The sequence below is a fragment of the Streptomyces sp. LUP47B genome (genome assembly GCF_001746295.1).
Classification (GTDB): domain Bacteria; phylum Actinomycetota; class Actinomycetes; order Streptomycetales; family Streptomycetaceae; genus Streptomyces.
The window spans coordinates 69,813-91,756 of sequence record NZ_MJAH01000001.1 but is presented as its reverse complement, the minus strand read 5'-3'; the positions used below and the strand labels follow the sequence as shown (position 1 = coordinate 91,756).

General features: G+C 68.0%; 22 protein-coding genes and 2 pseudogenes. 13 read left to right on the top strand and 11 right to left on the bottom strand.

Annotated features, from left to right (window positions below; translation table 11 throughout):
* Positions 1 to 464 precede the first annotated feature (464 nt).
* Positions 465 to 2,441 carry a tetratricopeptide repeat protein gene (locus BFN33_RS00410; RefSeq protein ID WP_370743248.1) on the bottom strand — a complete coding sequence of 659 codons (1,977 nt, stop codon included), beginning with the start codon at positions 2,439 to 2,441 and terminating at the stop codon, positions 465 to 467.
* A gap of 1,357 nt (positions 2,442 to 3,798) precedes the next feature.
* Here BFN33_RS00410 and BFN33_RS00405 point away from each other — a divergent pair.
* Together BFN33_RS00405 and BFN33_RS52945 are read left to right on the top strand one after the other, a co-directional pair.
* Positions 3,799 to 4,113 (top strand): hypothetical protein, encoded by a 315-nt coding sequence (locus BFN33_RS00405; protein ID WP_256122560.1) that lies wholly within the window; start codon positions 3,799 to 3,801, stop codon positions 4,111 to 4,113.
* 135 nt (positions 4,114 to 4,248) lie between these two features.
* Positions 4,249 to 4,419, top strand: coding sequence for a hypothetical protein (locus tag BFN33_RS52945; protein WP_176742265.1), 171 nt, complete (start codon positions 4,249 to 4,251; stop codon positions 4,417 to 4,419).
* An 85-nt stretch (positions 4,420 to 4,504) separates the two neighbouring features.
* Here the strand turns inward: BFN33_RS52945 and BFN33_RS00400 are convergent, their stop codons facing one another.
* Positions 4,505 to 5,221, bottom strand: coding sequence for an SDR family NAD(P)-dependent oxidoreductase (locus BFN33_RS00400; protein WP_069757819.1), 717 nt, complete (start codon positions 5,219 to 5,221; stop codon positions 4,505 to 4,507).
* Between the two features lie 153 nt (positions 5,222 to 5,374).
* Here BFN33_RS00400 and BFN33_RS55220 point away from each other — a divergent pair, with 153 nt between their 5' ends.
* Entirely contained in the window at positions 5,375 to 6,418 is a 1,044-nt protein-coding gene (locus BFN33_RS55220) for an Lrp/AsnC family transcriptional regulator (RefSeq protein ID WP_069757818.1), read from the top strand.
* A 70-nt stretch (positions 6,419 to 6,488) separates the two neighbouring features.
* Here the strand turns inward: BFN33_RS55220 and BFN33_RS00390 are convergent, their stop codons facing one another.
* Positions 6,489 to 7,871, bottom strand: a complete 1,383-nt coding sequence (locus BFN33_RS00390; protein ID WP_069757817.1) for an SMI1/KNR4 family protein — start codon at positions 7,869 to 7,871, stop codon at positions 6,489 to 6,491.
* 688 nt (positions 7,872 to 8,559) lie between these two features.
* Between BFN33_RS00390 and BFN33_RS00385 the strand changes: the two genes are divergently transcribed.
* Positions 8,560 to 8,982: a hypothetical protein gene (locus tag BFN33_RS00385; protein WP_069757816.1), complete on the top strand. Its 423-nt coding sequence runs from the start codon at positions 8,560 to 8,562 to the stop codon at positions 8,980 to 8,982.
* A gap of 121 nt (positions 8,983 to 9,103) precedes the next feature.
* Here BFN33_RS00385 and BFN33_RS00380 read toward each other — a convergent pair.
* Positions 9,104 to 9,660, bottom strand: a pseudogene (locus BFN33_RS00380) (XRE family transcriptional regulator).
* On the opposite strand from BFN33_RS00380, the pseudogene BFN33_RS51205 reads away from it, so the two are divergent.
* From BFN33_RS51205 to BFN33_RS53830, 7 genes and pseudogenes are all read left to right on the top strand, one after another.
* Positions 9,631 to 9,744 (top strand): annotated as a pseudogene (locus BFN33_RS51205) (DUF4235 domain-containing protein); the annotation flags it as partial. The pseudogenes BFN33_RS00380 and BFN33_RS51205 overlap by 30 nt on opposite strands.
* A gap of 702 nt (positions 9,745 to 10,446) precedes the next feature.
* A complete protein-coding gene (locus BFN33_RS00375) occupies positions 10,447 to 11,490 on the top strand; it encodes a methyltransferase (RefSeq protein WP_079140442.1) in 1,044 nt (347 codons plus the stop codon).
* Between the two features lie 49 nt (positions 11,491 to 11,539).
* Complete coding sequence (locus BFN33_RS53620; RefSeq protein ID WP_218108940.1) at positions 11,540 to 11,725, top strand: hypothetical protein; 186 nt, start codon at positions 11,540 to 11,542, stop codon at positions 11,723 to 11,725.
* A complete protein-coding gene (locus tag BFN33_RS00370) occupies positions 11,722 to 11,949 on the top strand; it encodes an ATP-binding protein (protein WP_218108939.1) in 228 nt (75 codons plus the stop codon). The genes BFN33_RS53620 and BFN33_RS00370 overlap by 4 nt, the downstream gene beginning before the upstream one ends.
* Before the next feature lie 375 nt (positions 11,950 to 12,324).
* On the top strand, positions 12,325 to 12,540 hold the full coding sequence (locus BFN33_RS00365) for a hypothetical protein (protein WP_069757814.1): 216 nt from the start codon (positions 12,325 to 12,327) through the stop codon (positions 12,538 to 12,540).
* Between the two features lie 79 nt (positions 12,541 to 12,619).
* The gene (locus tag BFN33_RS53835) at positions 12,620 to 13,138 is read left to right on the top strand and encodes a DUF402 domain-containing protein (protein WP_256122558.1); all 519 of its coding nucleotides are present in this window, start codon (positions 12,620 to 12,622) and stop codon (positions 13,136 to 13,138) included.
* 33 nt (positions 13,139 to 13,171) lie between these two features.
* Positions 13,172 to 13,306: a hypothetical protein gene (locus BFN33_RS53830; RefSeq protein ID WP_256122557.1), complete on the top strand. Its 135-nt coding sequence runs from the start codon at positions 13,172 to 13,174 to the stop codon at positions 13,304 to 13,306.
* A gap of 426 nt (positions 13,307 to 13,732) precedes the next feature.
* On the opposite strand, the gene BFN33_RS52530 is transcribed toward BFN33_RS53830, so the two are convergent.
* A complete protein-coding gene (locus BFN33_RS52530; RefSeq protein WP_141757900.1) occupies positions 13,733 to 14,014 on the bottom strand; it encodes a hypothetical protein in 282 nt (93 codons plus the stop codon).
* A gap of 960 nt (positions 14,015 to 14,974) precedes the next feature.
* On the opposite strand from BFN33_RS52530, the gene BFN33_RS00350 reads away from it, so the two are divergent.
* Positions 14,975 to 16,189, top strand: a complete 1,215-nt coding sequence (locus tag BFN33_RS00350; protein WP_069757812.1) for an IS110 family transposase — start codon at positions 14,975 to 14,977, stop codon at positions 16,187 to 16,189.
* Positions 16,190 to 16,445: 256 nt separating this feature from the next.
* Here BFN33_RS00350 and BFN33_RS00345 read toward each other — a convergent pair whose 3' ends face one another.
* Entirely contained in the window at positions 16,446 to 16,991 is a 546-nt protein-coding gene (locus BFN33_RS00345) for a hypothetical protein (protein ID WP_141757898.1), read from the bottom strand.
* A 222-nt stretch (positions 16,992 to 17,213) separates the two neighbouring features.
* On the opposite strand from BFN33_RS00345, the gene BFN33_RS00340 reads away from it, so the two are divergent.
* Complete coding sequence (locus BFN33_RS00340; protein ID WP_069757810.1) at positions 17,214 to 17,696, top strand: GNAT family N-acetyltransferase; 483 nt, start codon at positions 17,214 to 17,216, stop codon at positions 17,694 to 17,696.
* 45 nt (positions 17,697 to 17,741) lie between these two features.
* Here BFN33_RS00340 and istB read toward each other — a convergent pair whose 3' ends face one another.
* The 5 genes from istB to BFN33_RS00315 form a co-directional block, all read right to left on the bottom strand.
* On the bottom strand, positions 17,742 to 18,533 hold the full coding sequence (gene istB, locus BFN33_RS00335; protein ID WP_069757809.1) for an IS21-like element helper ATPase IstB: 792 nt from the start codon (positions 18,531 to 18,533) through the stop codon (positions 17,742 to 17,744).
* Positions 18,530 to 20,161 carry an IS21 family transposase gene (gene istA / locus BFN33_RS00330; RefSeq protein WP_069757808.1) on the bottom strand — a complete coding sequence of 544 codons (1,632 nt, stop codon included), beginning with the start codon at positions 20,159 to 20,161 and terminating at the stop codon, positions 18,530 to 18,532. Before istA ends, istB begins: the two co-directional genes overlap by 4 nt.
* 84 nt (positions 20,162 to 20,245) lie before the next feature.
* Positions 20,246 to 20,749, bottom strand: a complete 504-nt coding sequence (locus BFN33_RS00325; protein WP_176742264.1) for an IS3 family transposase — start codon at positions 20,747 to 20,749, stop codon at positions 20,246 to 20,248.
* On the bottom strand, positions 20,746 to 20,961 hold the full coding sequence (locus tag BFN33_RS00320) for a transposase (RefSeq protein ID WP_088245228.1): 216 nt from the start codon (positions 20,959 to 20,961) through the stop codon (positions 20,746 to 20,748). Before BFN33_RS00320 ends, BFN33_RS00325 begins: the two co-directional genes overlap by 4 nt.
* A 286-nt stretch (positions 20,962 to 21,247) precedes the next feature.
* Positions 21,248 to 21,916, bottom strand: a complete 669-nt coding sequence (locus BFN33_RS00315; protein ID WP_069757807.1) for a Type 1 glutamine amidotransferase-like domain-containing protein — start codon at positions 21,914 to 21,916, stop codon at positions 21,248 to 21,250.
* Positions 21,917 to 21,944 lie beyond the last annotated feature (28 nt).

Genomic DNA, 21,944 nt, shown 5'->3' with positions numbered 1-21,944 from the left:
CGACCGACACCGAATCTGGCCCCGTAGCCGACAACGACCCGGCAATGGAGCCTGATCCAACCCCAGCGCCCGACGGTGATCGGCAGGCCGACAACCCCGCAGCTGACGAGGTCCAGGAGGAAGACCCATCACCCGCCGAAGAACCCGGCCCCGACGTCACGCAGCCCCCCAGCGCCAAGCCCGAAACGGACTCCGCCGCGGAGTAGAGGCCCTCCGGCGAGAGCGGCGGCGAAGCGGATACCGAACCGGCAGCCGAGGCAAGCCCCGGCACAAGACGGCGTCCCCGCAGCCGCACCCCCAAGCGCCGCCCGAAGTCCAGCTCCACCTGACCACGTAGGACCCGATAGGAGCGCGGCCCACGCCGCGCTCCCTCCAGGACGGAACCCCTCCAGACCCAGCCCCACCACACGGCAACGTACATCGCCAAAATTGTCACCGACCCCACCCGGTTCACCACCGCGCTCTCAGCTTCCTGCCGCCCCTCGCCAGCGGGCAAGGTCGTGCCGGGTAGCGAGGGTCCGGGGGTGATCCGGCCCCAGCACCCGAAGCTGGTCGGTCAGCAGTTCGGCGAAGGCGGCCACTGCCCCGGCGGCGTCCCCTGCCTCACCCCGCCATTGGGCAAGGTCTCCCCGAGTGATGAGGGTCCGGGGGTGGTCGGGGCCGAGTATTCGCAGGCGGTCGGTCAGCAGTTCGGCGAAGGCGGCCACTGCCCCGGCGGCGTCCCCTGCCTCACCCCGCCACCGGGCGAGGTTTCCCCGGGCGATGAGAGTGTTCGGGTGTTCTGGGCCCAGTATTCGCAGGCGGTCGGTCAGCACTTCTGCGAAGACGTCCGCAGCCCCCGCCGCATCGCCCGCTTTGCCCTGCCAGTAGGCGAGGCTGGCCCGGGTGGTGAGGGTATCGGGGTCTTCTGGGCCCAGTACCCGCAGGCGGTCGGCGAGTAACTCGGCGAGAGCAGCCGCAGCCCCGGCTGCATCCCCCGCCTCGCCCCGCCACTGGCCAAGGTTTCCCCGGGTGCGGAGGCTATCGCGGTGGTGAGGGCCCAGTACCCGCAGGCGGTCCTCCAGTAATTCAGCGAGAGCAGCGGCAGCCCCGGCAGCGTCTCCAGCCTCGCCCCGCCACTGGGCAAGGTCGCCGCGAGCGGAAAGAGTGTCGGGGTGGTCGGCGCCCAGGCGGCGGTCAGTAGCGGCCGCGAAGTAGTGAAAGTGCTTGACGGCTGCGTTGACCTGGCCGCTTTGGCCGAGGCTTTGGCCGAGGCGATGGAGCACGGCATGGGCGCCCGGTTGGTACAGGGCGTCGTCGGCGTAACCCGTCAGAGCAGTGGTGTTGGCGCGCAAGGCCTGGGCCAGGCCGGTCTCACGTTCGATACGAGGCCATGTCGCAAGGAGTGCGTCGGCGGCGGCACGCGCAAGGAGCGCCCGCCGGTCGGAGGTCAGGGAGTCGCGCACGGAGCGTTGGACCATCTGGTGTACGGGTACGGCCTGGTGCGGGATGTCGGGGGTGTGGTCGATCAGGTTCAGGCGGTGCAAGGCCCGCAATGCCTGGTATGCCTGTTCGGAAGTGACCGGTGCGGCCAGGGTCGGACACTGGCCAAGTACGGGTGTGTCGGCGGCGCGGTGGTCGGTGAGGTAGGCCAGGGCTGGTGCGCTGGTAAGAACGGTTTGCGGGATGCCGTTGGGGTCGAGCACGGCGGCGAGTTGAAGCATCGGACCGGCCACACCGGCCGGACGGAGCTGGTCGGCGCGCTCGATGGACAGCGACCAAGCCGCGGCGACCGTGGCGGGCTGCTCGTCGGGCAGGGCACCGGGTTCCGGCAGCAGGTCGTCCAGTTGTCTGGCCCGGTCGGCGAGAAGGCGCCGGTATGCGGCGCAATCCAGGGCGGTGTCTGTCAGGTAGGCGGCGGCCTGGGACAGGGCCAGCGGCAGATGGCCCAAATGCCCAGCTAGGGCGGCGAGCTGCTCAGCAGGTTCGCGGCGGCCTGCCCCAGTGAAGTAAGCGGTGGCCTCGGCTGTGGTGAACAGGCCGACCTGAACCAGGCGCCCGCGCTGGGTCAGGGCTGTGTCACGACGTCGGGTAGTGACCAGGGTCCGGCCGTGCGTGCTGGCGGGAGGCCATAAGCCGTGCAGGTCCGCAGGGTCCGCGACGTCGTCCAGGACGATCAGCCAGCGGCGCGGCACGGGGGAGGCTTTAGGCTCCAGCCAGGCCAGGAACGCCGTCGCGGCCCGCTGTGGATCTGCCGGGTCGACGCCTAGGAGGTCGGTTCCGGCTTGCGCGTAGGCATCGACGACGGCTTGGCGGGTGGCGGCGGTGATCCACAGCAGCAGGTCCAACTGGCCGTGCTGCCAGGTGTGGCGGGCGTGGTCGGCGGCGAGCTGGGTCTTGCCGACACCGCCCATCCCGCCCAGCATCGCTGTCCCACCTTCGGTCACCGCATCCGCAAGCAGGCGGGCGGCGTGACGGTCCTGGAAGCAGGCGGCTCGCGACGGCAGGACCCCGACCTGGTGCGGGAAGGCCGCCAGTCCCGGCGCGGCGGCATGGGAGTGGTGCGGGGGAATCTCCGAGGACCCGCTGCATGAGGCCGGACCTGGGCTGTCCCGTGCCTGTTTCCACAGCGTCTTCCAGTACGTCCTGTGCCCGGCGCGTTGGGCCGCCCGGGCGCGATCGCTCCCGGCAGTGCCTGTGGCCGGCCCCGGGCACCAGTCCAGCAGTACCAGGACCAGTGCCCACAGGGACTCGAAGTCCTTGGCCGGAGCACCACGGGTGAACCAGTCGCTGACTGTCCCCGACGTCAATGGGGGCAAACCCCTCTTCCGGAGCATGATGTTCGCCCCGGTGATCGCCTGACTGCGCGGACGTCCGCGCAGGGCTCGTCCCTCCAGCGTTCGTAGGTCATCGCGCAAGGCCTGGCGACTCGCACCCAGACCCTCGGGCCCGCTCACGATCGCCCCCCTGCAGGGGCACGGCGTCCGGTGTGTCCGGCACCGGACTCCGTTTGAATGCCGCTGAACTGGTCTTTCGCTGTAGCTGTCCGGCCGGTCCGGTAGGACTTCGCCGTCGTGGATCCCGCCGCTGGACTGGGCACCAGACACCCGGAGCCGGGTGCCTCGAAAAGGAGGGCAGCCCAATGGATGTCATCGCAGTGGCCCTGGTCCCGGCAGCGTGCCTGCTGGTCGTAGCCTGTGCCGCGATGCGAATCGTCGTGGTAGCACTGAAGGGCACTCTGCCCCAGGACCGTGCCCTCGTGTTGCGTGCTGTCGCTGAGGTGATCCGGGCCGTACACGGCCGAGATGAAGACCGATGACCTGCTCACGGACCTCCCCTGCCGACGTACAGGCACTGACGCCCGGACACAAACCAAGGTCGTGAGTCGTCCATGCCCCACCCACTGCCGCCCCATGGAGCACATCATTGCGACTGTACGCAAATCAAGGGGCAGAACGGCCAAAGCGCACCGTTTGCAGCCCGTGACACGTCAGTTGACGCCGGGGCTGCCAGCGGTCGCCAGCACCCTCACCCCCGCCGGCACTACCGCAATCGCTGACTGAAAATCAGCCGCCGCGCCTGGAGCCTGGAAGAGGTCCGCTTCACGGACATCGAACACCTCGAGTTCGACCTTTAGCAACGTGCCCCGAAACAGGCCGCGAGCCCGGACCAACTGGTCCGGGCTCGCTCGCGTATCCGCAGGGCATCGGATGTTCATGCACGCGATGCCGTGTTCAACGACGTCGCTGCGTGCCGGTCACCCCGCACCCGTGGCGTCGCTGGAAGATGGCCGGCCGTCTGATGCGGAAGGCTTTGGTCATGAGTGAAGAATCCGAGCGGCTGGCGAAAGCTCTCATCGAGTTCCGGGAAGCCGAGGGCATCTCCGTGAGGGAGCTCGCATATCGCACCCAGTTGAGCCAGGCAACCATCAGGCTCCACGAGAGTGATCGCGGACGCCTGCCCGTCCCCTTTGCCGCCCGCCGTTTCGGAGCGGCGGACTGGCTGTCCGGATGGGCACAGGATATTTTCACAATGGACACAGAGGGTCTGCGTGTTGTCCTCATTTATGGCTTGCCGGCTGTCATCTATTTGCTTCTCGGCCACGGCATCGCTGCCAGGCTCAACCGGGCCTGACGGAATGTCGGGAACCATCGAAGACCGATACCCACGGCAAACGGGAGGGATGCCTCACCGGGCGCGGCTGGTGAGGGATTCCTGAAAGGCGGCCGCTGCGCGGCACGGACCTCAACCACCGGAAGGAGCAGTGCGGTGACACGTACCGCCGGCGAAGGCGACCCCATGCCGATCTATGCGGACTTGGTGCGTGAACGCGGTGACGTCGTGGCGGAGGCCCAGCAGGCTGCTGAGCACATCCAGCAGCAAGCGGCGGACCTGCTGGGCCGACAGCATGCCGGCCAGTCGGTGACGATTTGGTCGTAGTCGACGGCGTCGACCGGCCGTACATTCGAATGAAGCGTCGCGAGAGTGAAGTCGTCTCCGACCGCCGGACGACACAGGCGCGCATTCACCAGGGCACGGTCTGACCTGATCGGTCCAGGTATGCCAGGCCGGGTATGCCCAGCTTGGACAGCAGGACGCCCACGAGCAGGGGGACGCTTTCCTCGACGGTGAACGGTGCGTCCGGCCCACCCAGGGCGGTGCGAATCCAGCCTGGTGCCAGGAGGACGAAGGTGCGCTGCGTCTCGGACTGCCGGGTCGCGAAGCTGCGCATGAACATGTTCAGGGCCGCTTTGCTTCCGCGGTAGACCTCGCGGCCACCGGTCGTGTTGTTCGTGATGCTGCCCTGCCCGGACGACATCGCGCCGATCAGTCCGGTGGGGGATACGAGGTCTTCGAGCGCTTCGATCACGCGCATGGGACTGAGGGCGTTGGTAATCATCACGTGGGCGAAGTCCGATGTCGGAACCGCCCCGATCGGGGTCTGCTCGTTGTTCGTGGTGCCGGCGTTGACAAAGAGCAGGTCGAGTTGGCGGTGGGTGAGGTGTTCATGCAGGGGCGCCAGGTGGTCGGGTTCGTTGATGTCGAGGTGCTCGACACTCACGCCCCCGCCAGACCGGTCCGCGAGATCATGCAGAGGCGTTCGGGTGGTGGTGTCGCGGACCGTACCGATGACACTCCATCCCCGGTCGAGGAGTTCGGCCGCCATCGCGTGGCCGAGGCCACGCGAGGCCCCGACGATGAGTGCTGTCGGCCTGTCTTGATCTGCGCCAGTTGATGGCATACAGGTCATCTCCGTTCGTAGGCGGCGAGCTCACTTCGTGCACCGGGATGCCGTCTCAGCGGGCTGCTGCGGCTGTCCCGCAGCGCTTGGCAAGTCTGCTCGCCGCGCTGTTATCGGAGCGAATAAAGGGGCTTCCTTCATAGGATTCTCTTCATGGAAGGTATGCGAATGTGTGAATCCGGCGTTGTGCAGCCTGATGATGTGCGAATCATTCGTGCACTCCAGGTCACTCCGCGGGCCTCGTTCGCCTCGATCGCCAACGCGCTCGGCCTCACGGAAAGCGCCGTCAAGCGCCGCTACCGGCGCCTGTGCGCCGACGGCGTCATCCGCGTCGCCGGCATGGTGAATCCCGGCGCGCTGGGGCAGAGCAGGTGGCTGGTGCGACTGCGCTGCCGCCCCGGCAGCGTCTCGGCGATCGCCGACGCACTCGCCAAGCGTGACGATGTCAACTGGGTCGCCTTGAGCGCGGCCGGCTGCGAAATCACCTGCGCGACTCAGTCACGGACCCGTGAGCAGCGCGAAGACCTGCTCGGAAAGCGGCTTCCGCGTACCGCGGCCGTACTCGACGTCAACGCCTTCGCGATGCTTCGTCAGTTCCTGGGAGGCCGCGGCCACTACTGGGCCGCGCTGCACGGCGTCCTGTCGCCGGAGCAGGAAGCCATGCTGGGCAGTGAAGGTCCGCCTTTCGCTGAAGCCCCGGTCGTCGCCCGCGATCCCGTCCGCCTCACCGCAGAGGACGAGAAAATCCTCGGCTCTCTCGCCGCAGACGGTCGCGCCAGTCTCGTCGACCTCGCCGCGGCGGCGGACTCGACTCCAGGTCGGGTATCCCGTCGCCTTCACGCTCTGCTGGAGCGTCGCGTCGTGCACCTCGACGTCGAGATCGCCGCAGCCGCACTGGGCTATCACGCGCGGGCGAACCTTTGGCTGCGCGTACATCCGTCGGCCGTTAAGAACATCGGACGCACACTTGCGCAGGAACCCGAGATTGCCTTTGCTGCGGCCGTGTCCGGCACCTACAACATTCACGCCGTCGCGCACTGCCGCGACCTTGACGAACTGTTCGAGTTCACCACGGACCGCATCGGGTCCCTGACCGGCCTGCAGAGCATGGAAGTCTCACCTGTGCTGCGACACGTCAAGCAGGCAGGCACGCTCCTGTATGGCGATCGCCTCGTCGAGGCACAACGTCGAGCCTGAACAACCGTGACGGGGCGCTTCAGTTGGCGAAGCTCGCCAGTTGAAGCGTTCAGCACTGCTGTCACGGTCGCTACGGCAGGGGCCCGAGGTCGCCGTGGACAATGGTCTCGGGGATCGGGGGGCGGTCCCAGAGAGCGAGGATCTCGTTCGCCATGGCGACGATCGCGCGCGTGTCCCGGTCGCCATAGGCCTTGATAGCGGCGGCCGCCAGGCTGCGCGGGACAGCACCGGCGTCGAGCAGGACTCGCCAGTCCTCCGGCGTGAGTTCGAGGAACTCCAGCCCTGTCAGCCCGGCGATCTCCAGTGGATCGGCAAGCGTTCCGGCGTAGCAGGAGAGGGTACGCAGGCGTGGCAGGCCGATAAGGGGTGCCAGGCTGAACGGTTCACCGTCCCAGACGCCGAGGCTCAGCGCTTCCAGTTCGGGGTGGGCCGCGGCCTCAATGCTCCTGATACTCCGGTGGTTGACCCACGCCACGTGGGGAAGTTCGGCCCGGCGGTGCCCGGAGTACCAGTCCTGTTCTGGATCCTGGACCAGGGCGGTGAGGGATTCGGCGAACAGTTGGGCTCCGATGCTCTGCTCGTGGTCGAGCACGATGATCTGTCCGGTGTGGCCGCACGGGCCCGGCGTCAGGTCGACGGCGACCCGATCCCCGCCGCCGGTGTCGCCGATGACGATCCATCCGGGCGAGCCGACCAGGTCCTGCACGGCGGCGTCCGGCCCGGTGACAGCCGCCTCCATCGCCGCGTGTTCCCAACGGAACGGACGGCACGATCTGTCGGCGATGGAAACGTCGTCGAGGGAGCCCAGCTCGAAGCCAACCGCGTCGAAGACGCGCTGCGCGGCGTCGTTGTCGTCACCCCAGTCCGCCCACCGCGCGCGCGTCACCCGGTAGAGCACCTTGATCTCCCCGGGCAGCGCCACTCCCAGACGGGCCTCCGCCGCGACGATCTCCGCCTCGGTGGCGCCGATCGCCTCGGGTATCCGCTCGCGCAGCGTCCGTTCCAGCAATGCCAGATCCACGGACGGAGCCGGCCGCGCACCGGGCACGGCCTCGGGCAGGCGGCGCCACGGCTCGGGCACCGCCCCCTCGACCAGGAGCAGCGCCCCCGGGTGAGCGTTTCCGAGGCCGGGATCCGCAGCAGGGCTGGGATCAAACAGATGAAGCACAGCCTTCCCGCTCGGCTCGATCTCCACGGTGAACGCGATGTGGGCAACTTCCGCCGCGGTGAGCGCGTTCCGCACCCGCTCGATCGCGTCGAACTCCTCCTGCATGTCCGACACCAGCAGGGCACGCCCGGGCTGCGGGCGACGCTGCTGTAGGGGCACGCTCCACGAGCCCCGACCGATACTCCCGGCCACGTTGCCGCCCGGCGCCGCCAGGCTCTCCCTGTGGGCTGTCCGCAGGAGCCGCAGCAGAGGCTCCCAGGTGGCGAAATCATGCAGCGAGGACAACAGCAGCCTCCGGCCGGCTCGATGATCATGACGGTGGCGATTATGTCGTCGGCCGCCGACAGTCCCGTCAGCCGTCCGGCGTTGTCAACAGCGAGAGACATAGACGGCGATCGGTTGAGTCTGTCCTCCCGTCGGCGCGGCGCTCCTGGCGAGGCAAGAAACGTGCCGGAGCCCCATCGGAGCCAGGCCGTCCACGATGCCGAACGCTCACACCGCCGACCTCTGCGCCGGCCCCACAGAAGTCGAGGGCGCCAACCTCCTTGCGGCAAAGATCGACACTGAACGCTCAGCTCGCCAAGCGTCACGCTCACTCGCCGACTGAAGCGCCCAGTCACCCAATGAGCCGACGCACGATAGGTGTCACCAGCGCCGAACGCCGACAGCGGCGCCGCGTCGGCGAAGCAGGGTATTTGTTACCGGCATCGGCACGCTACTCGTCACCGGCGATGGAATCGGGCAGGGTTGCTGTCACCGACACACCACGCCGGCAGCGGGCCGAGTTGGCCAACGACTCCCGGACGGCTCCCAAAGGGGCTCGCCGCGGCCACGGCGGCGCGGAACTCCTGGGTCATGAGGGCGACCGTGCCGCGCTGATTCGCAGTGAGACTCCACAACCGCGGCGCGCTGCCGTACGTCCTAACTCTTGAGCTCCAACCGGAGTCGGCCACGGGGGAACGGGACGCGGATCATGCAGAAGGACACGGTCGTCCAACGCATCACACGGTTCTTCTGGATCCCCCGTGGTGCAGGACGGCAGCAACCCACGCCCTATTGGCGGCTGATAGGGGTCTGGCTGTTGGTGCTCGCCTTCGGGGCCACGGTCACCGCGGTGGGTTGGGACGATGAATTCGGCGGCTCCTACATCATGGCTGTGATGCTCCTCTGGAATGTCGTCGACGACATCATCGATGGGGTACGGCACCGCTGGCCGGCCGCACTGGCCGCAGTGGCGGCGCTGTCAGGCGCGAGCCAGCTCACCAGCGCCGTCCTGCCCGGCTCCCTCGAAGCGGCTTGGGCGGCGACCATCGCCTCCGCCGCCGGCGTCACACTCGGGTTCGCCGTGGCCGCCGCGATCACGCGACTCCCGGAGCGCCTGGCGGCGGCCCGTTGAGGGTCACGCTCACGGGTTCGATGGGGGATGCCCGCTGGCTCGGTGACATCAAGGCTGCCTTTGTGACAACTATTGCTTCGGCTCACCCAAGCAGGTGCCGGGCCCGCCGGTCGGCGCCAGGTTAGTAGTCGAGGTCGAGGTAGTCGATGTCGTTGAGGGTGACGTCGGAGAGTCCTGCGGCGCGGGTTCCGCCGTCCTGGAAGTAGATCTCTTTGAAGCCTTCAGCGATGATCTGGCGCATCTGCTGGTCGCTGGCGCCGGTGTTGCGGGCGTCGAAGAGGCGTTGTGCGTAGGCCGGGGGGAGGTGCACCGTCAGGCGGCGGAAGCGTCCGTCGTCGGTCGTGCCGATGGGCGCGGTGTACCCGAACCGGGCCTCGTCTCCACCGTGATCCCGGTCGCGGTGGCGGCCTGCTTCTGCCGGCGCTTGCGCACCTGCGGCTGTCATCGCTGCCGTACGGCGGCGTCGATCCGTTCGGCGATGGCCTGGGGCGGGTGCTTGCTTTCGCCCTTGCGGTAGCGCTCCACCGACCGCGGGCTGACGCCGATCTCCTGCGCGACCGCGGGGGCGCTGCCCAACTGCCGGATCAGGTAGCCGATCCGGCCCTTCAGCGTCTTGGGCGGCTCGCGGGTGAAGGCTTCCCGGTCGGCCGTGAGGTGGTATCTGCGGCCGTCCTGCAGGGCGCTATCTTCGCCGGTGTGAAAGCCGTCGTCGACCGCGGTGGCGCCACCGCCACCCGTCGCCTGACCGGCACCTGGCCCGGCTGTCCGACCGTCGGCGTCCGTCCCAACACAGGCCTGACGCATGTCAACAGCCATCGCCCCACCCGCCGTGCGTCGTCATGCCGGGGGACGACGCTCGGGCGGGGCGGTGGCCTGGCTGCGTGCCCGGCGGTAGTTCCAGTAGGCCTGCCACCAGGAGAGACGATCGGCTGAGTCTGGGGAATCATTCCCTGAACGACAGATTGCACAAGCACGATCAGCAGGCCGCTGAGAGCAACGGCCAGGACGATGCCCCAGGGGGCGCCAGCCAGCGTGGCCGCCAGGCTCCCCACGCTGCTGATACCGGCTCCGGCCAGCGCGGTACTGCGGGGAGGACTGCCGAGTGGAGTGCGGGAGTGAGTCGCGGGCGCGACGCTGAACGAGCTCACCCCGGCCGGTGTGCAGGCCGCCCGCAACGCTCTGATCGAACTGGTCAAGGGAGTCCTGACACGGGGTTCGACGACGTCGAGGCACGACTGGCACCCGCGCTGGCCCAGGCGGCGGCCCTGACGTCGGCCGGTGAGCCCGTCCCGGAGGCGGTAGGCAGAAGTGAGCACTGGTTGAACAGGTGTTGCTCTTGCGACGGTGCCACGCCCTGGAAGGATTTTGCAGGCGCCCACGCAGTGCCCCATGCGGCACCTGTCACAGCACAGCGCTGACGCCTGTGCTTCTGAAGTTCCTGTTGTTTCCTGGAGATGAGACGTGTTGAGCACTATCGAAACGAGCGACGCCGTCGGAGCCGCACCCGCGGCCCCGACCGAGGCGGCGCTGATGACCCAAATGCTGGCAGGCTTCCAGATCTCCCAGGCGCTGTATGTTGTGGCCGAGTTGGACATCGCCACCAGGCTCGCGGAGGGGCCTCGGTCCCCCGGGCGGCTGGCGACGGAGACGGGCGCCGACGAGGACGCTCTACGGCGCCTGTTGCGCACACTCGCACCGCTCGGCCTGTTCCGTCACGTCGGGCACGACACGGTCGAGGTGACATCCTTCGGTGAGCTGCTGTCCGCGTCGCACCCGGCCTCGCTGCGGGACGCGGCGCTGTACTGGATGCAGACGCACTATCAGCCGTTCAGCGAGCTGCTGGGCACTGTGAGGACAGGGAAACCCGCCGCGGAGACCCTTTACGGGAAGCCCTTCTTCGAGTGGCTGGCCGAGGACCCGGAGCGCGCCGCCCTGCTGACCGGCGCCATGGCGAACGTGACGGGCGGCCTGCGAGCAGGGATGTTCGACGGCTATGTCCTGCCCGACGGGAAGCTCGTGGCGGACATCGGCGGTGCCGACGGCACCGTCATGGCCGAACTGCTCGGCCGTGACACGGACCGGCGCGGGATCGTCTTCGACTTGCCGCATGTCGTGTCCGACGCACACGAGTTGCTGCGGCGACACGGTCTCGCGGACCGTGTCGAGGTCTTCGGGGGCGACTTCTTCGACGCGGTGCCGGCCGCGGACGTCTATGTGCTGTCCTACATCCTGCATGACTGGGACGACGCGTCGTCCGGCAAGATACTCGGTTCGATCGCGCGGGCCGCGAGCCCCGGAGCCCGGCTCGTAGTGATCGAAGCCGTTCTGCCGGAGGGGGACGCGCCTCATCTCGCGAAGATGATCGACTTGACGATGCTGGCCATGCTGACGGGTCGTGAACGCACTGCGCAGGAGTACGAAGCGCTACTCGGCGACGCGGGTTTCACGGTCGACCGGATCGTGCCGACGCCTTCGCCCTTTTCCGTGATCGAGGCAACTCTGCGTTGAACCCAACTCGCAGGCCGGTGCGGGTGATTGTCGACTTGAGACCGTAACGGTGCATCCACCTCAAGAAGGCCTCGAACCTCTCGACGACGGCAGCGTGCGGGCGGCTGGGCAGGCCACTGATGTGGCCCGCGGTTTTCTGCTGGTGGTCGCGCCGGATGGCGGCAACGCCGTGGACACGGTGCTGATGGTGGTGTCGGAACTGTGCACCACGCGGTGCGGCACGCCGACGGGGTGACCCAGTTCGAGCTGACGGCCGGTGCGGGGACGGTCACCGTGACGGTGCACGATGCCAGCCCCCTCCCGCCTCGGCCGCAGCCGCTGGATGCGACCCGGCCAGGCGGGTTCGGCTGGCAGCTGGTGCAGGACCTCTCCATCGGCGTGCGGGTCCAGGTCCATGCGTCGGGCAAGACGATGACGGCCGTCGTGCCGCGTCCGACGCGAGCCCTCCCGCAGGGCTGATAAACGACCGGCGCTGACGTGGGCCGTGTCCGTGAGATGCCGCTCGCGTTGGTCGTGTGACACGCCCGAACTGTGTCCGCGGTCCCTTGTCCGTTCCGGTGTCGGATGCGGGACCCCGCTCTGGCCGGGTTCGGCCAAGGCAGGAGGAGGCCCTGGGCGGTCATGGCCCGTCAAAAGGTTCAGGGCCTCCGCTCAAGGCACGCGGCCCGCACCGCGCCGCCTGTGGGGTGGAACGCGGCTGAGCGGGCCGGTCAAGGCCGGAAATCCGGCCGGGCAGAAGCGTTTTGCCGCCAACGATAGGTGATCAGCCCACCGCATGGAGGGGTGCGAGCTACTTGTGGGCTGAGACGTTCGTGTGACGGGGAGGGCGGGCCGGTGGTTTTGTCGATCAATGTTGCGGTTCTGCTGGCGGTCATCATCGTCGTGCGGCTGCGGAGGCGTACGGAGGCCCGGAGCCGGAACGACGAGAAGCTGACTGTCGTGATCGTGTTGGTTTTCGGCGTGCTGATCGCCCCTACCGCGTTCGGCCAGACCGTCTTCGATGTCGTTGGCCAACTCGCGCAGGGTGTTACTCAGTCGGGCAGCCCCTGAGCGCTGTGCCCTTCCCGTGCACGCTGAGGTGGGCGAGCCTGGCCGGACATCCCGACCGTGGCCGGCGGTGGAGGACGTGGTGCGAAGTTTCGAGACGGGCGAGACGGTCGTACGGCGCGACGTGCACCGCTCCGGCCGGGTGTGGAGCGAGCAGGCGCTGCGGGTTCTCGCGGACATCGACGAGGCGCTGGTGACCGCCTGTGCGCCCGGGGCGGAGGCCCGCTGGCCCGCCCTGTACGCGAAGGCCCGCGACGACGGAGACCGCTCGGTGCGCACCGAGGCGTTCGAGGCGATGGCGACCGGCCGGTGGGAACTCGCGGACGCGGTGTGGCAGGAGACCGACCTGCTGCTGTGGAAGCCTCCGGCAGCCTGGTTCAGCATCAACGCCTTCTTCGTCCCCGACGGCGCCGGGCGGCGACTGCGGAACTGGTACGTCAACTTCGAGCACCCCACCCGCCGTACTGAGGCCGGGTTCGACACCTTCGATCTCACCGTGGACCTGCTCATCCACCCCGACCTCACCGGCTGGGAGTGGAAGGACGAAGACGAGTACGCGCACGTGCGCCGCCTCGGCATCGTCTCCGACGCCGAGCACTAGGCCGTCGACGACGCCCGCGCCCAGGTGCTGGTGATGCTCGCCGACCGTGCCGGTGTCTTCGCGCACGCGGAGCGGTGGGCGGCCTGGGCGTGGGAGCCGGCCTGGCCTACGCCGCGCCTGCCCCGGCCCACGGTGGCCGCGGAGAGGGTTGCACCGGAGGGCGGCTGAACCCGCTCTACTACCTGGTGATCGTCAGCCCGCTGGGCGCCGTGGCCTACGGCCGGCCTTTGGTCAGCTGGCTGGCGGTGTTCTCGATCCACAGCAGCGTCCATTCGACTCCGGCCGCGCGCGAACGTCTACGACGGGCCGCCGCCACAATCGAACCAGGCACCCCTGCTCAGCCGTTCATCGAGGCCATGACCGAACTGGTCCAGGTGCAGGCCGCCACCACCGGCTTCGTCGGCCTGCACCAATGGGTGGAGATCCTGGAACAGCACTGCCCGCCGGAGCTTCCCCGACCCCGACCACACCACCGAGTAGACGGGCCAGGACACCCCGACCACGAGACCGACCACGGCAGGTCAGCGCGCTGGCGAACCCTGACGCCAGCGGTAAGGGTGCGCCGGGCGCAGGTCAGAGCTCCGCGCCATTCGCTCAGCCGAACAGCCGGCGAAGGAGGCCTTCGCCTGCTTCTTGATCAGAACTCTCTGCGGCCGGAGTCTCTCGGTGGTCGGAAATGCCCCCGATTCGATTCACGCCGTGCTCAGGCAACGAGCTCGGCATTTCATGTCCGACATGCTCTGGCTGGTCATTCCCGGAAGCGGATTGAACGATGCGGCCGCTGATCTCTTCGTCCCCGGCGGTGGCTGGGCCAATGCTGCCGAAGACTGTTGCGGCAGCCATGGCGGTTACGGTCAGGAGCTTGCGAATGCGCATGTGGGGCGTTCTCCGTTCGAGTGCGGAACCCTGGACAGGCCTATATCATCATCAACTATGAAACTTAGGCCCAATGCGCCCATAAGTGGGCGAGGCATGCCATAAGCAAGTGGCCCGTGACGGGGGAGTGCCAGCCGCTGCTCGTGCGTCGATCGTCAGCACACGCACGTCGTTCTCGCTGCGCCCGGTGCGGTTCCGCTCGTTGACCACGGTCGGCAGCGGCAGGCGCCCGCCACGGAGCCGGGAGGGTTCGCCGCGAACGGCGAGCGCCCGGCCTGATGCGCGGGTGCCATGCCGCCTGAGATGCCGTTCGCGCGGCCTGACGCCACCTCACCGACCGGCGCGGTGCGCACTGCATGACGGTGGTGCGCGCACCCGGTGCGGGGTGCGCACCGCGTGCTTGGCCCGAGGCGGCGGCCTTCAGCGTCTCGAGGGCGTTAGCGACGTCCTCAGGGTCATCGTTGAGGATTTCGTCGGTGCAGCTGAGTGGCTCCGCACTTGAGGAAGGCCCGCTTGAGTCCGTCAGGGCAGGGGGTTGATGCGGCGGGGACTGGCCTGTGTTGGCGGTCGTGACGTAGGCCCAATCGGCGAGAAGCCGCGCGTACGCGGCCGTGCGTTCGTTGCTCGCGGGCTGATGCATGAGACGGCGGATGCTCTCGTTGACCTGGTCCAGGGCAGGCGTCACCCGGCCGTGAGGCCGGAAGGCATGGGGCATGACTCCACCGTACGGCGCGGCACTGACATTGATCCTGATACTCAGGTTCCGGTGGCCGTGGCTCGGGCACTGACTGACGTCCTGCTGGGCTGTCTTGCCGCTGTTCTGTCCGGCCGCCGGGACCTGTTCTCATGGCTCCGGCCGGGTGGAACATGACCTGATAGGAGCTTGGTCAGAAGCCCCTTCAATGTCCTGTCTGCGCCACCCGGCCGGTGCCTACCTCCGGCAAGGAAGGCATCATCAGCATGACATCGGCGGCGGCACCAGACACAGCGGACCGGGACGTGCTCGGAGGGGTCGACTTTCATGCCGACACCCTCCACGTCGCGGTCATCAGCGACAACGGCGGACACCTCGCCGACGCCGAGTTCACCACGACCGCGGCCGGGTACGCCGCGGCCCTGGCCTTCCTTGAAGCCCATGGCCACGTGAGGGCGATCGGAGTGGAAGGCACGTCCTCCTACGGTGCCGGCTTCACCCGGGCCGCCCGCTCGGGGGGCCTTCACGTCGTGGAGGTCAACCGGCCCGACCGGGCCGAACGCCGCCGCATCGGCAAGTCCGACCCCATCGACGCCTACGCAGCCGCGCGTGCCGCTCTGTCCGGACGCGCCTGCGGCTCACCCAAGGACGACACCGTCGCCGGCATACGCGCCCTGCACAACGCCGCCCGCTCCGCCGTCAAGGCCCGCACCGCCGCTCTGAACCAGATCGGCCACCTCCTCATCACCGCCCCTGACACCATCCGCACCAAGTACGGGCAGCTCAAAGGAACGGACCGCACCGACACCCTGGCCCGGCTACGGCCGTCCGGGGACGCCGTCCACACCGCGGTCCTTACCGCGCTCAGAAGCCTCGCCCGACGTGTCAAAGAGCTGACCGCCGAGCACGAGGCACTGACCCGGGCCCTGGACGGCGAGGTCACCGTCCACAACCCCGGCTTGCGGGCCGCCTACGGCGTCGGCCCCGACACCGCGGCCCAGCTGCTGGTCACCGCCGGGGGCAACCCCGAACGCATGCGGAGCGAAGCGTCCTTCGCCGCCCTCTGCGGAGCCGCACCGGTCCCCGCCTCCAGCGGCCGGACCAACCGCCACCGCCTCTCACGCGGCGGCGACCGCCAGGCCAACGCGGCCCTCTACCGCATCGCCCTGGTCCGCATGTCCAGCGACTCCCGCACACGCGAATACGTGGCACGCCAGACCACCGCCGGACGGACGAAGAAGGAGATCATCCGGCTCCTGAAACGGGCCATTGCCCGGGAGATGTTCCGCTGCCTGACCACCACCGTCACGGTCCCCGGCATCGCTGACCTACGGCCCCTGCGGCAATCCAAGAACCTCACCCTCACCGCTGCCGCACAACACCTCGGAGTCTGGCCCGCCACCATCTCCACCCTCGAACGCGGAATCCGCAGAGACGACGACCTCGCCCACGCCTACCGCGACTGGCTCCAAGCCGCTTGACGGGCAATAGGAGCATCAGGGGGCCGCGGCCATCGTGTTCTATTCTGTGTTCGAGGCGATAGCATCGCGTATCGCCCATGCAGAACGGACGCGCACCATGGCTACACCTACAGTGCTCCCGCTGAGGGACTACCGAGTTCGGTGTGGGACACCTCGGAGGAGGGCCTGTGTGCAAGTGGTGTTGACTGCACCAACTCGTTGGGGGGCGGACTGTTGGCAGTGGGTGAAGATCATCCGGTTGCTCGTGTGAAGCCGTTCAGCGCAGCAACTGCCTCGAGAGCTGTTCAATGCGTTCGAGTAGCTTCACGTTGAGTGCAGCCCGGAGCTCCTTGATCCGGTCGAACTGCGCTGAGAAGTCAGGTATGCCTTCTGCGGCACGAGGGCCTTCGACGATCCGCTCCCGGAGTGTCCATGACAGATTCTGCAACCCGTCGAAGATGTCTGCGGATAGGCTCTCCACTTCTTGATCAGGCTGCGGCAGCGAAGCGCGCTGATAAGCGACTGAAGCCGTTCTGAGGCTTGCCTTGGTGATCTCGTCGTCGAATCGGTTGAGATCAATGTCCAGTCCGGCTCGGAGACTTTGATGACTACGAAGTAGGACATCGAGCCACGCTCGCCCCGTCGTGCGCAGCCGGGTGAGCGAGCTGATCTCCTCGCGGATCAGGCGCTCGCGAAGCGACTGCTCATCATCCCGAGACTGATGCCGCCGCTGACGCATTGGCACATAGATCGCGGCTGCCGCTCCGATCGCGGCACCGCCCAGCCCGCTGACCAGCGGCACCACGGTTGAGGCGTCTGTCATGCAAACCCCATACCCAGCAAGCACCTCAAGACCACACCGTCAGCTCCGCCCAGGTGGCTCTGACGTCGTTCAGTGGACCCAGCATGTCGGCTTCCAGCGGCTCCAGTTGGTGAAGATCCCGTGCCAACTGGACGCCGTGAAGTGGCCCCGGGGATTGGCTTGGGCTGGGACCACTTGAGGTACTGAGCAGGCTGTCAGTGGGAGTCGATAGTGTCTCGGCCCATGAATGATCAACGACCTGAAGTGATTATCCGCAAGGCAGAGCATGCGGATGTCGACGGTCTTGTGGCCTGCAGTCGTGCCTTGTTCGCGGAGGACGCCGGGACCCGTGACCCGAGCATCAACGTCGACTGGCCGCGCGAGCACGGGCCTCAGCGCTTCGCTGCCGGCGTAGAGGATCCCAGCCGGTTACTTCTTGTTGCTGAACGGGACGGGGAGGTCGTGGGCCACCTCACGGGCGTGGTGGCCGAGGCGTCTGCGATGAAGCCGGTGAGGGTCGCTTCGCTGGTGAGCATGTATGTGCAGCCCGCATATCGCCGAGGGCAGATCGGCGGGCGCCTGATCGGAGAGTTCAGGGCCTGGGCGAAGGAAATGGGAGCACACCTGGCGGAGGTGACGGCGTATTCGAGCAACACCGAGGCGATCCGTTTCTATGAGCGCAACGGTTTCACTTCCAAGGCAGTGACCTTGGAAGTGACGCTGTAGGCGTTGCATCACGTCGTCGGCCGCCGCACGACCGTGCGGCGGCCGTCAGCTCGTATGAGTTTTCTGGGCCCGGGCTTTGGTCTTGGCCAGGCGGTAGGACTCGGTGCCGGTCTCGATGATGGTGGCGTTGAAGGTGAGCCGGTCCACGATCGCCGCGCAGAGCCGTGGATCGGTGAAGGTCCGGCTCCAGCCGGTGAACGCCTCGTTGGAGGCGATCGCGATGCTGCTCTTCTCCTCACGCTCAGTGAGAACCTGGAAGAGCATTTCCGCGCCCCGGCGGTCCAGTTCGAGATAGCCGAGCTCGTCGATTTCGAGAAGGTCGACGCGTCCGTAGCGGGCGATGGTTTTGCCCAGCTGCTTGTCGTCTGCGGCCTCGACCAGCTCGTTCACCAGGGCTGCGGCGGTGGTGTAGCGGACGCGGTAGCCAGCCATGGCGGCTGCCGTGCCCAGCCCGATCAGCAGGTGCGACTTGCCGGTGCCCGAGTCCCCGATCAGACACAATGGGTAACCCTTGGCGATCCACTCGCAGGTGGCGAGATTGTGGATGACCGCCGGATCGACATGGGGATTGACCCGGTAGTCGAACTCCCGAAGCGACTTCTCGCGGGGGAAGTGAGCTGCCCGGATGCGTCGTTCGGCCCGGCGCCGGTCCCGGTCCTCGCACTCGGCCATCAGCAGCTCGGCGAGCAACCCGGCATAGGACAGGCCCTCGCGTTCGGCCCGGGCGATCGTGTCGGCGGCCTGGGCTCGCATGGTGGGCAGCCGCAGCAGGCGGCAGGCGGTGTCGATAGCCGCGTCGGATGCCTGTGCGGTCAGCGCGTGATGGGCGGTGGTCATGATGAGTCCTTCCGGCGAAGCTGCAACAGCTCGTCCCACTGCTCCAGGCGGGGCAGGGGACGCTGGTCGGCGGGCAGAGCACGGGCGAGACGACGCGGAGTCAGGGGCGTGACCTGGGCCGGGTCCGCATCCAACGATTTCGGGGCGGGGGTGCCGACTGTGACGGTCGGTGCCCGCCCGGCGGTCTGGGCCGCCTTGCGTGCCTCCAGCGCGATGACGTCCTCATTGAAGGTGCCCGCCGCGAGAGCCCCGCGGATCCCGGCCACTACGTCGCCGTGCTGCTGATGGCGGTGCAGCAACAGCACCTTCACCAGGGCTTTTGTTCCTTCGATGTCTCCGAGGGCCTTCTTGGCCGCGGCCCAGAACGCTTCGTGGACGGCGGTGAAGGTGCCCTCGGTGCGGGCCTGGTGGAGGGCCTCGGAGCGTTCCAGCGCCCCTGGCTTGGTGAGCAGGGCTTCCAAGTAGTGGTCCAGCACGAGGTGTTCGGCGCCACGGCCAGTCAGCCGCCGATGGCGGGCAATCTCCCGCCGGCTGTCATAGACGGTCAGGTCGTCACAGGTGAGCGTGACGGTGACCTTGCGGTCGATGAAGCGGACCGGGACTGAGTACCGGCACATCTTCACGGTGATCATGCCGTAGCGGTCGACGCGGGGCGTGAGGGTGATGCCGGTGGCGAACGGATCGTCCGGCAAGGGCAGCAGATGGCCGGCCTCGCGGGCGAAGTCCTGCGCGATCGTCCGCAACCTCGCCCCGATCCGCCGCTCGTCCTCCTTCGCCTCGAACTCGGCCAGCCGGTCGTTGAGTTCATCCAGGCTGTCCACCTGCGGCACCGGGGTGAGGTAGTTGCGGCGGAAGTAGCCGACCTGGCCTTCGACGCCGCCTTTCTCGTGGGCGCCGCGCAGTCCCGGCTCGCAGTAGAACGGAGTGAATCCGTAGTACTCGTGGAAGGTGGTCCAGCGCGGGTTCTCCTCCCGCGAGCGGCTGCGGAAGAGCACTTTCTTCACGGCCGGGGTGAGATTGTCGTAGCGGACCTGGCCGGCCGGCACGCCGCCCAGCGTGGTCAGCGCGTGGACGTGTCCCTCGAAGAACGCCTGCTGGCCGCACGAGCGCGAGATGCGGTGCACGGCCTTGCCCGAGTAGGCCAGCCGGAAGGCGAACAGATAGCAGCGGGTGCGCTGGCCGGCGAGGTCCACGTAGACGTCGCCGAAGTCGACCTCGGCATCCGCACCGAGTGCGTTGTGCCGGGTCACGAACGCCTCAACAGGCGCCCCCGCCTGGGCGGCGATCTCCTTGCGCCGGGCCGCGACGAAGTCCCGGACCGTCGGATACGGGACCGCCTCGCCGTACTCCTCCTCGATCCGCGCCACGATCCGCCGCAGTGTGTGACGCTGCTTGCGCGGAGCCTCCAGATCAGCCCGCAGCCAGGCGTCGACCGTCTTCTTGTACGGCTCCATCCGCGGTGACGTCCGCACCGCCCGGCGGCGCGGGGTGGGCACCGGCGAGGACAGCGCCTCACGGACCAGCCGGCGGTGAACGCCGTACTTCCGCGACAGAGCCCGGACCGACAGCTGCTGCTGCCAGCTGTCTCGCCGGATCCGGTCGAACAGTTCTTGCTTGGACAATGACATCCAGAGCACCGTCCCTGCCGTACACCACAGGAACCGTCTCACCGCAAGAGCCGAGGTGGGGCCACTTCGCCCCGTCACCACCCCTCAATGCGCCCACGCGACCCACCAACTGGGGCCGCTCGAAGCCAACATGCTGGGGCCGATGAACAACGTCACAGCCAGCGGGAGATACGTGATGTCGCCCATGTACTTGCGCCCCGGCTCGGCGGCGGTGAAGTCCCGCTGGAACAGGTCCGCAACCGGTGAGGCTGCCGGGTCCGCGACGGTGGTGCGGACGCGTCTGCGCAGGCGGATGCCGGTGATGGAGTACGTCCGCATGATCCGGGCGACCCGCTTTTCGTTGACCCGCCGCCCTTTCTCGCGGAGTTCGGCCGTCACGCGCGGGGAGCCGTAGGCGCCGCCGGACTCGCCGTGGACCTGGCGGATCTCCTGGGCCAGGACCCAGTCCTGGTGCTGGCGGGCGGCCCGGGCCTGGGCGCCGGCGAGCCACTTGTAGTAGCTGGACCGGTTCACGTCCAGGACCTGGCAGAGCCGCTTCACCTCGTAGGTGTCCCGGTGGTCGTCAACGAACTGGAAGCGGCTGATCACCAGTTCGTCTCTCCGGCGAAATACTTGGCCGCCTTGCGGAGGATGTCCCGCTCGGTGGCGAGCTTGCGCTCACTGGCCTCGAGTTCGGCCACCCTCGCCTCCAGCTGCCGCACTCGCTCGTCCGGATCGACGGACGGTGTCGCCTCCCCAGGCGGGGCGGCCGGCTTGGCAGCCGCGGCGGTGACGCCACGGCGGTCACGGCCCCGCAGCACCCACTCACGCAGGGTCGCCCGATTGATGCCCAGGTCAGCAGCGATGCTTTTGTAGGTCGCCCGGGTGTGGACCCGTACAGGGCCACGGCATCGGCCTTGAACTCGTCCGAGTAGTCCTTCATCGCCATCGGCGGTCTTCTCGCTTCCTCCGGATCAAGCAGATCCAGTATCAGCGTGTCCACCACTCAAGGGGAGGCCCCGTCACGGTCGGTGCTGCCGCATCGCCGGCCGCTGGACATCGACGGCGCCGCACCGCCCTGTCCGGGGCTTCCCACCACGCGTTGAGTCACGGATGGAACCGCCACTGGCCTTCAGAAATGACGTCCACCTCGCCGTCCCTGACGCGAACGGCCGTCTCGTCGTCGATGAAGTAGATCGGGAAGTCCGCCCGCGCAGCGATGCGATCAGCCCAGGCGTCGTCCCGCTCGGGGAAATCCGGCGAGTGCAGGTGGGGCTTGAGATACCAGTCGAAGAGGCCGAACGGCGGCTCCACGGTCATCGCGCCGAGCACGTGGAGGTCCGTGGTGTCCCCGATGACGTCGGCGGAGTGTTCGGTGAGATTTCGGCTGAAGATCATTGATCCGGCGCTGACCCCCACATAGACCCGGCGCTCCAGCGCCTCCAGGAAGCCGTCGGCCAGGCCGTTGCTGGTGATGCTGCGCGCGAGGTGGTAGTGGCTGCCGCCCTCGACGTAGATGACGTCGGCGTGGAGCAGCCGGTCGAGCACCATCTGCCGGGGCAGGCCGTTCAGCTCCAGGATGTCGAACTCCCGCCAGCCGAGGCCGTGCAGCCGGTTCATGTCCGCGACGACCCACCCGTGGTCCCCGGGCTCGGCGACTGATGCCGTAGGAACGAACACGATGTTCGCCGATCCGAACGGCTTTCCCAGCATGTCCCGCAGCGCATCTCGCAGCGTCTCGTTGCGCAGGCCACTCGCCGTCAACAGAAAGTTCATCGGGCGAGCCAAGCACGGCTGACGGGCG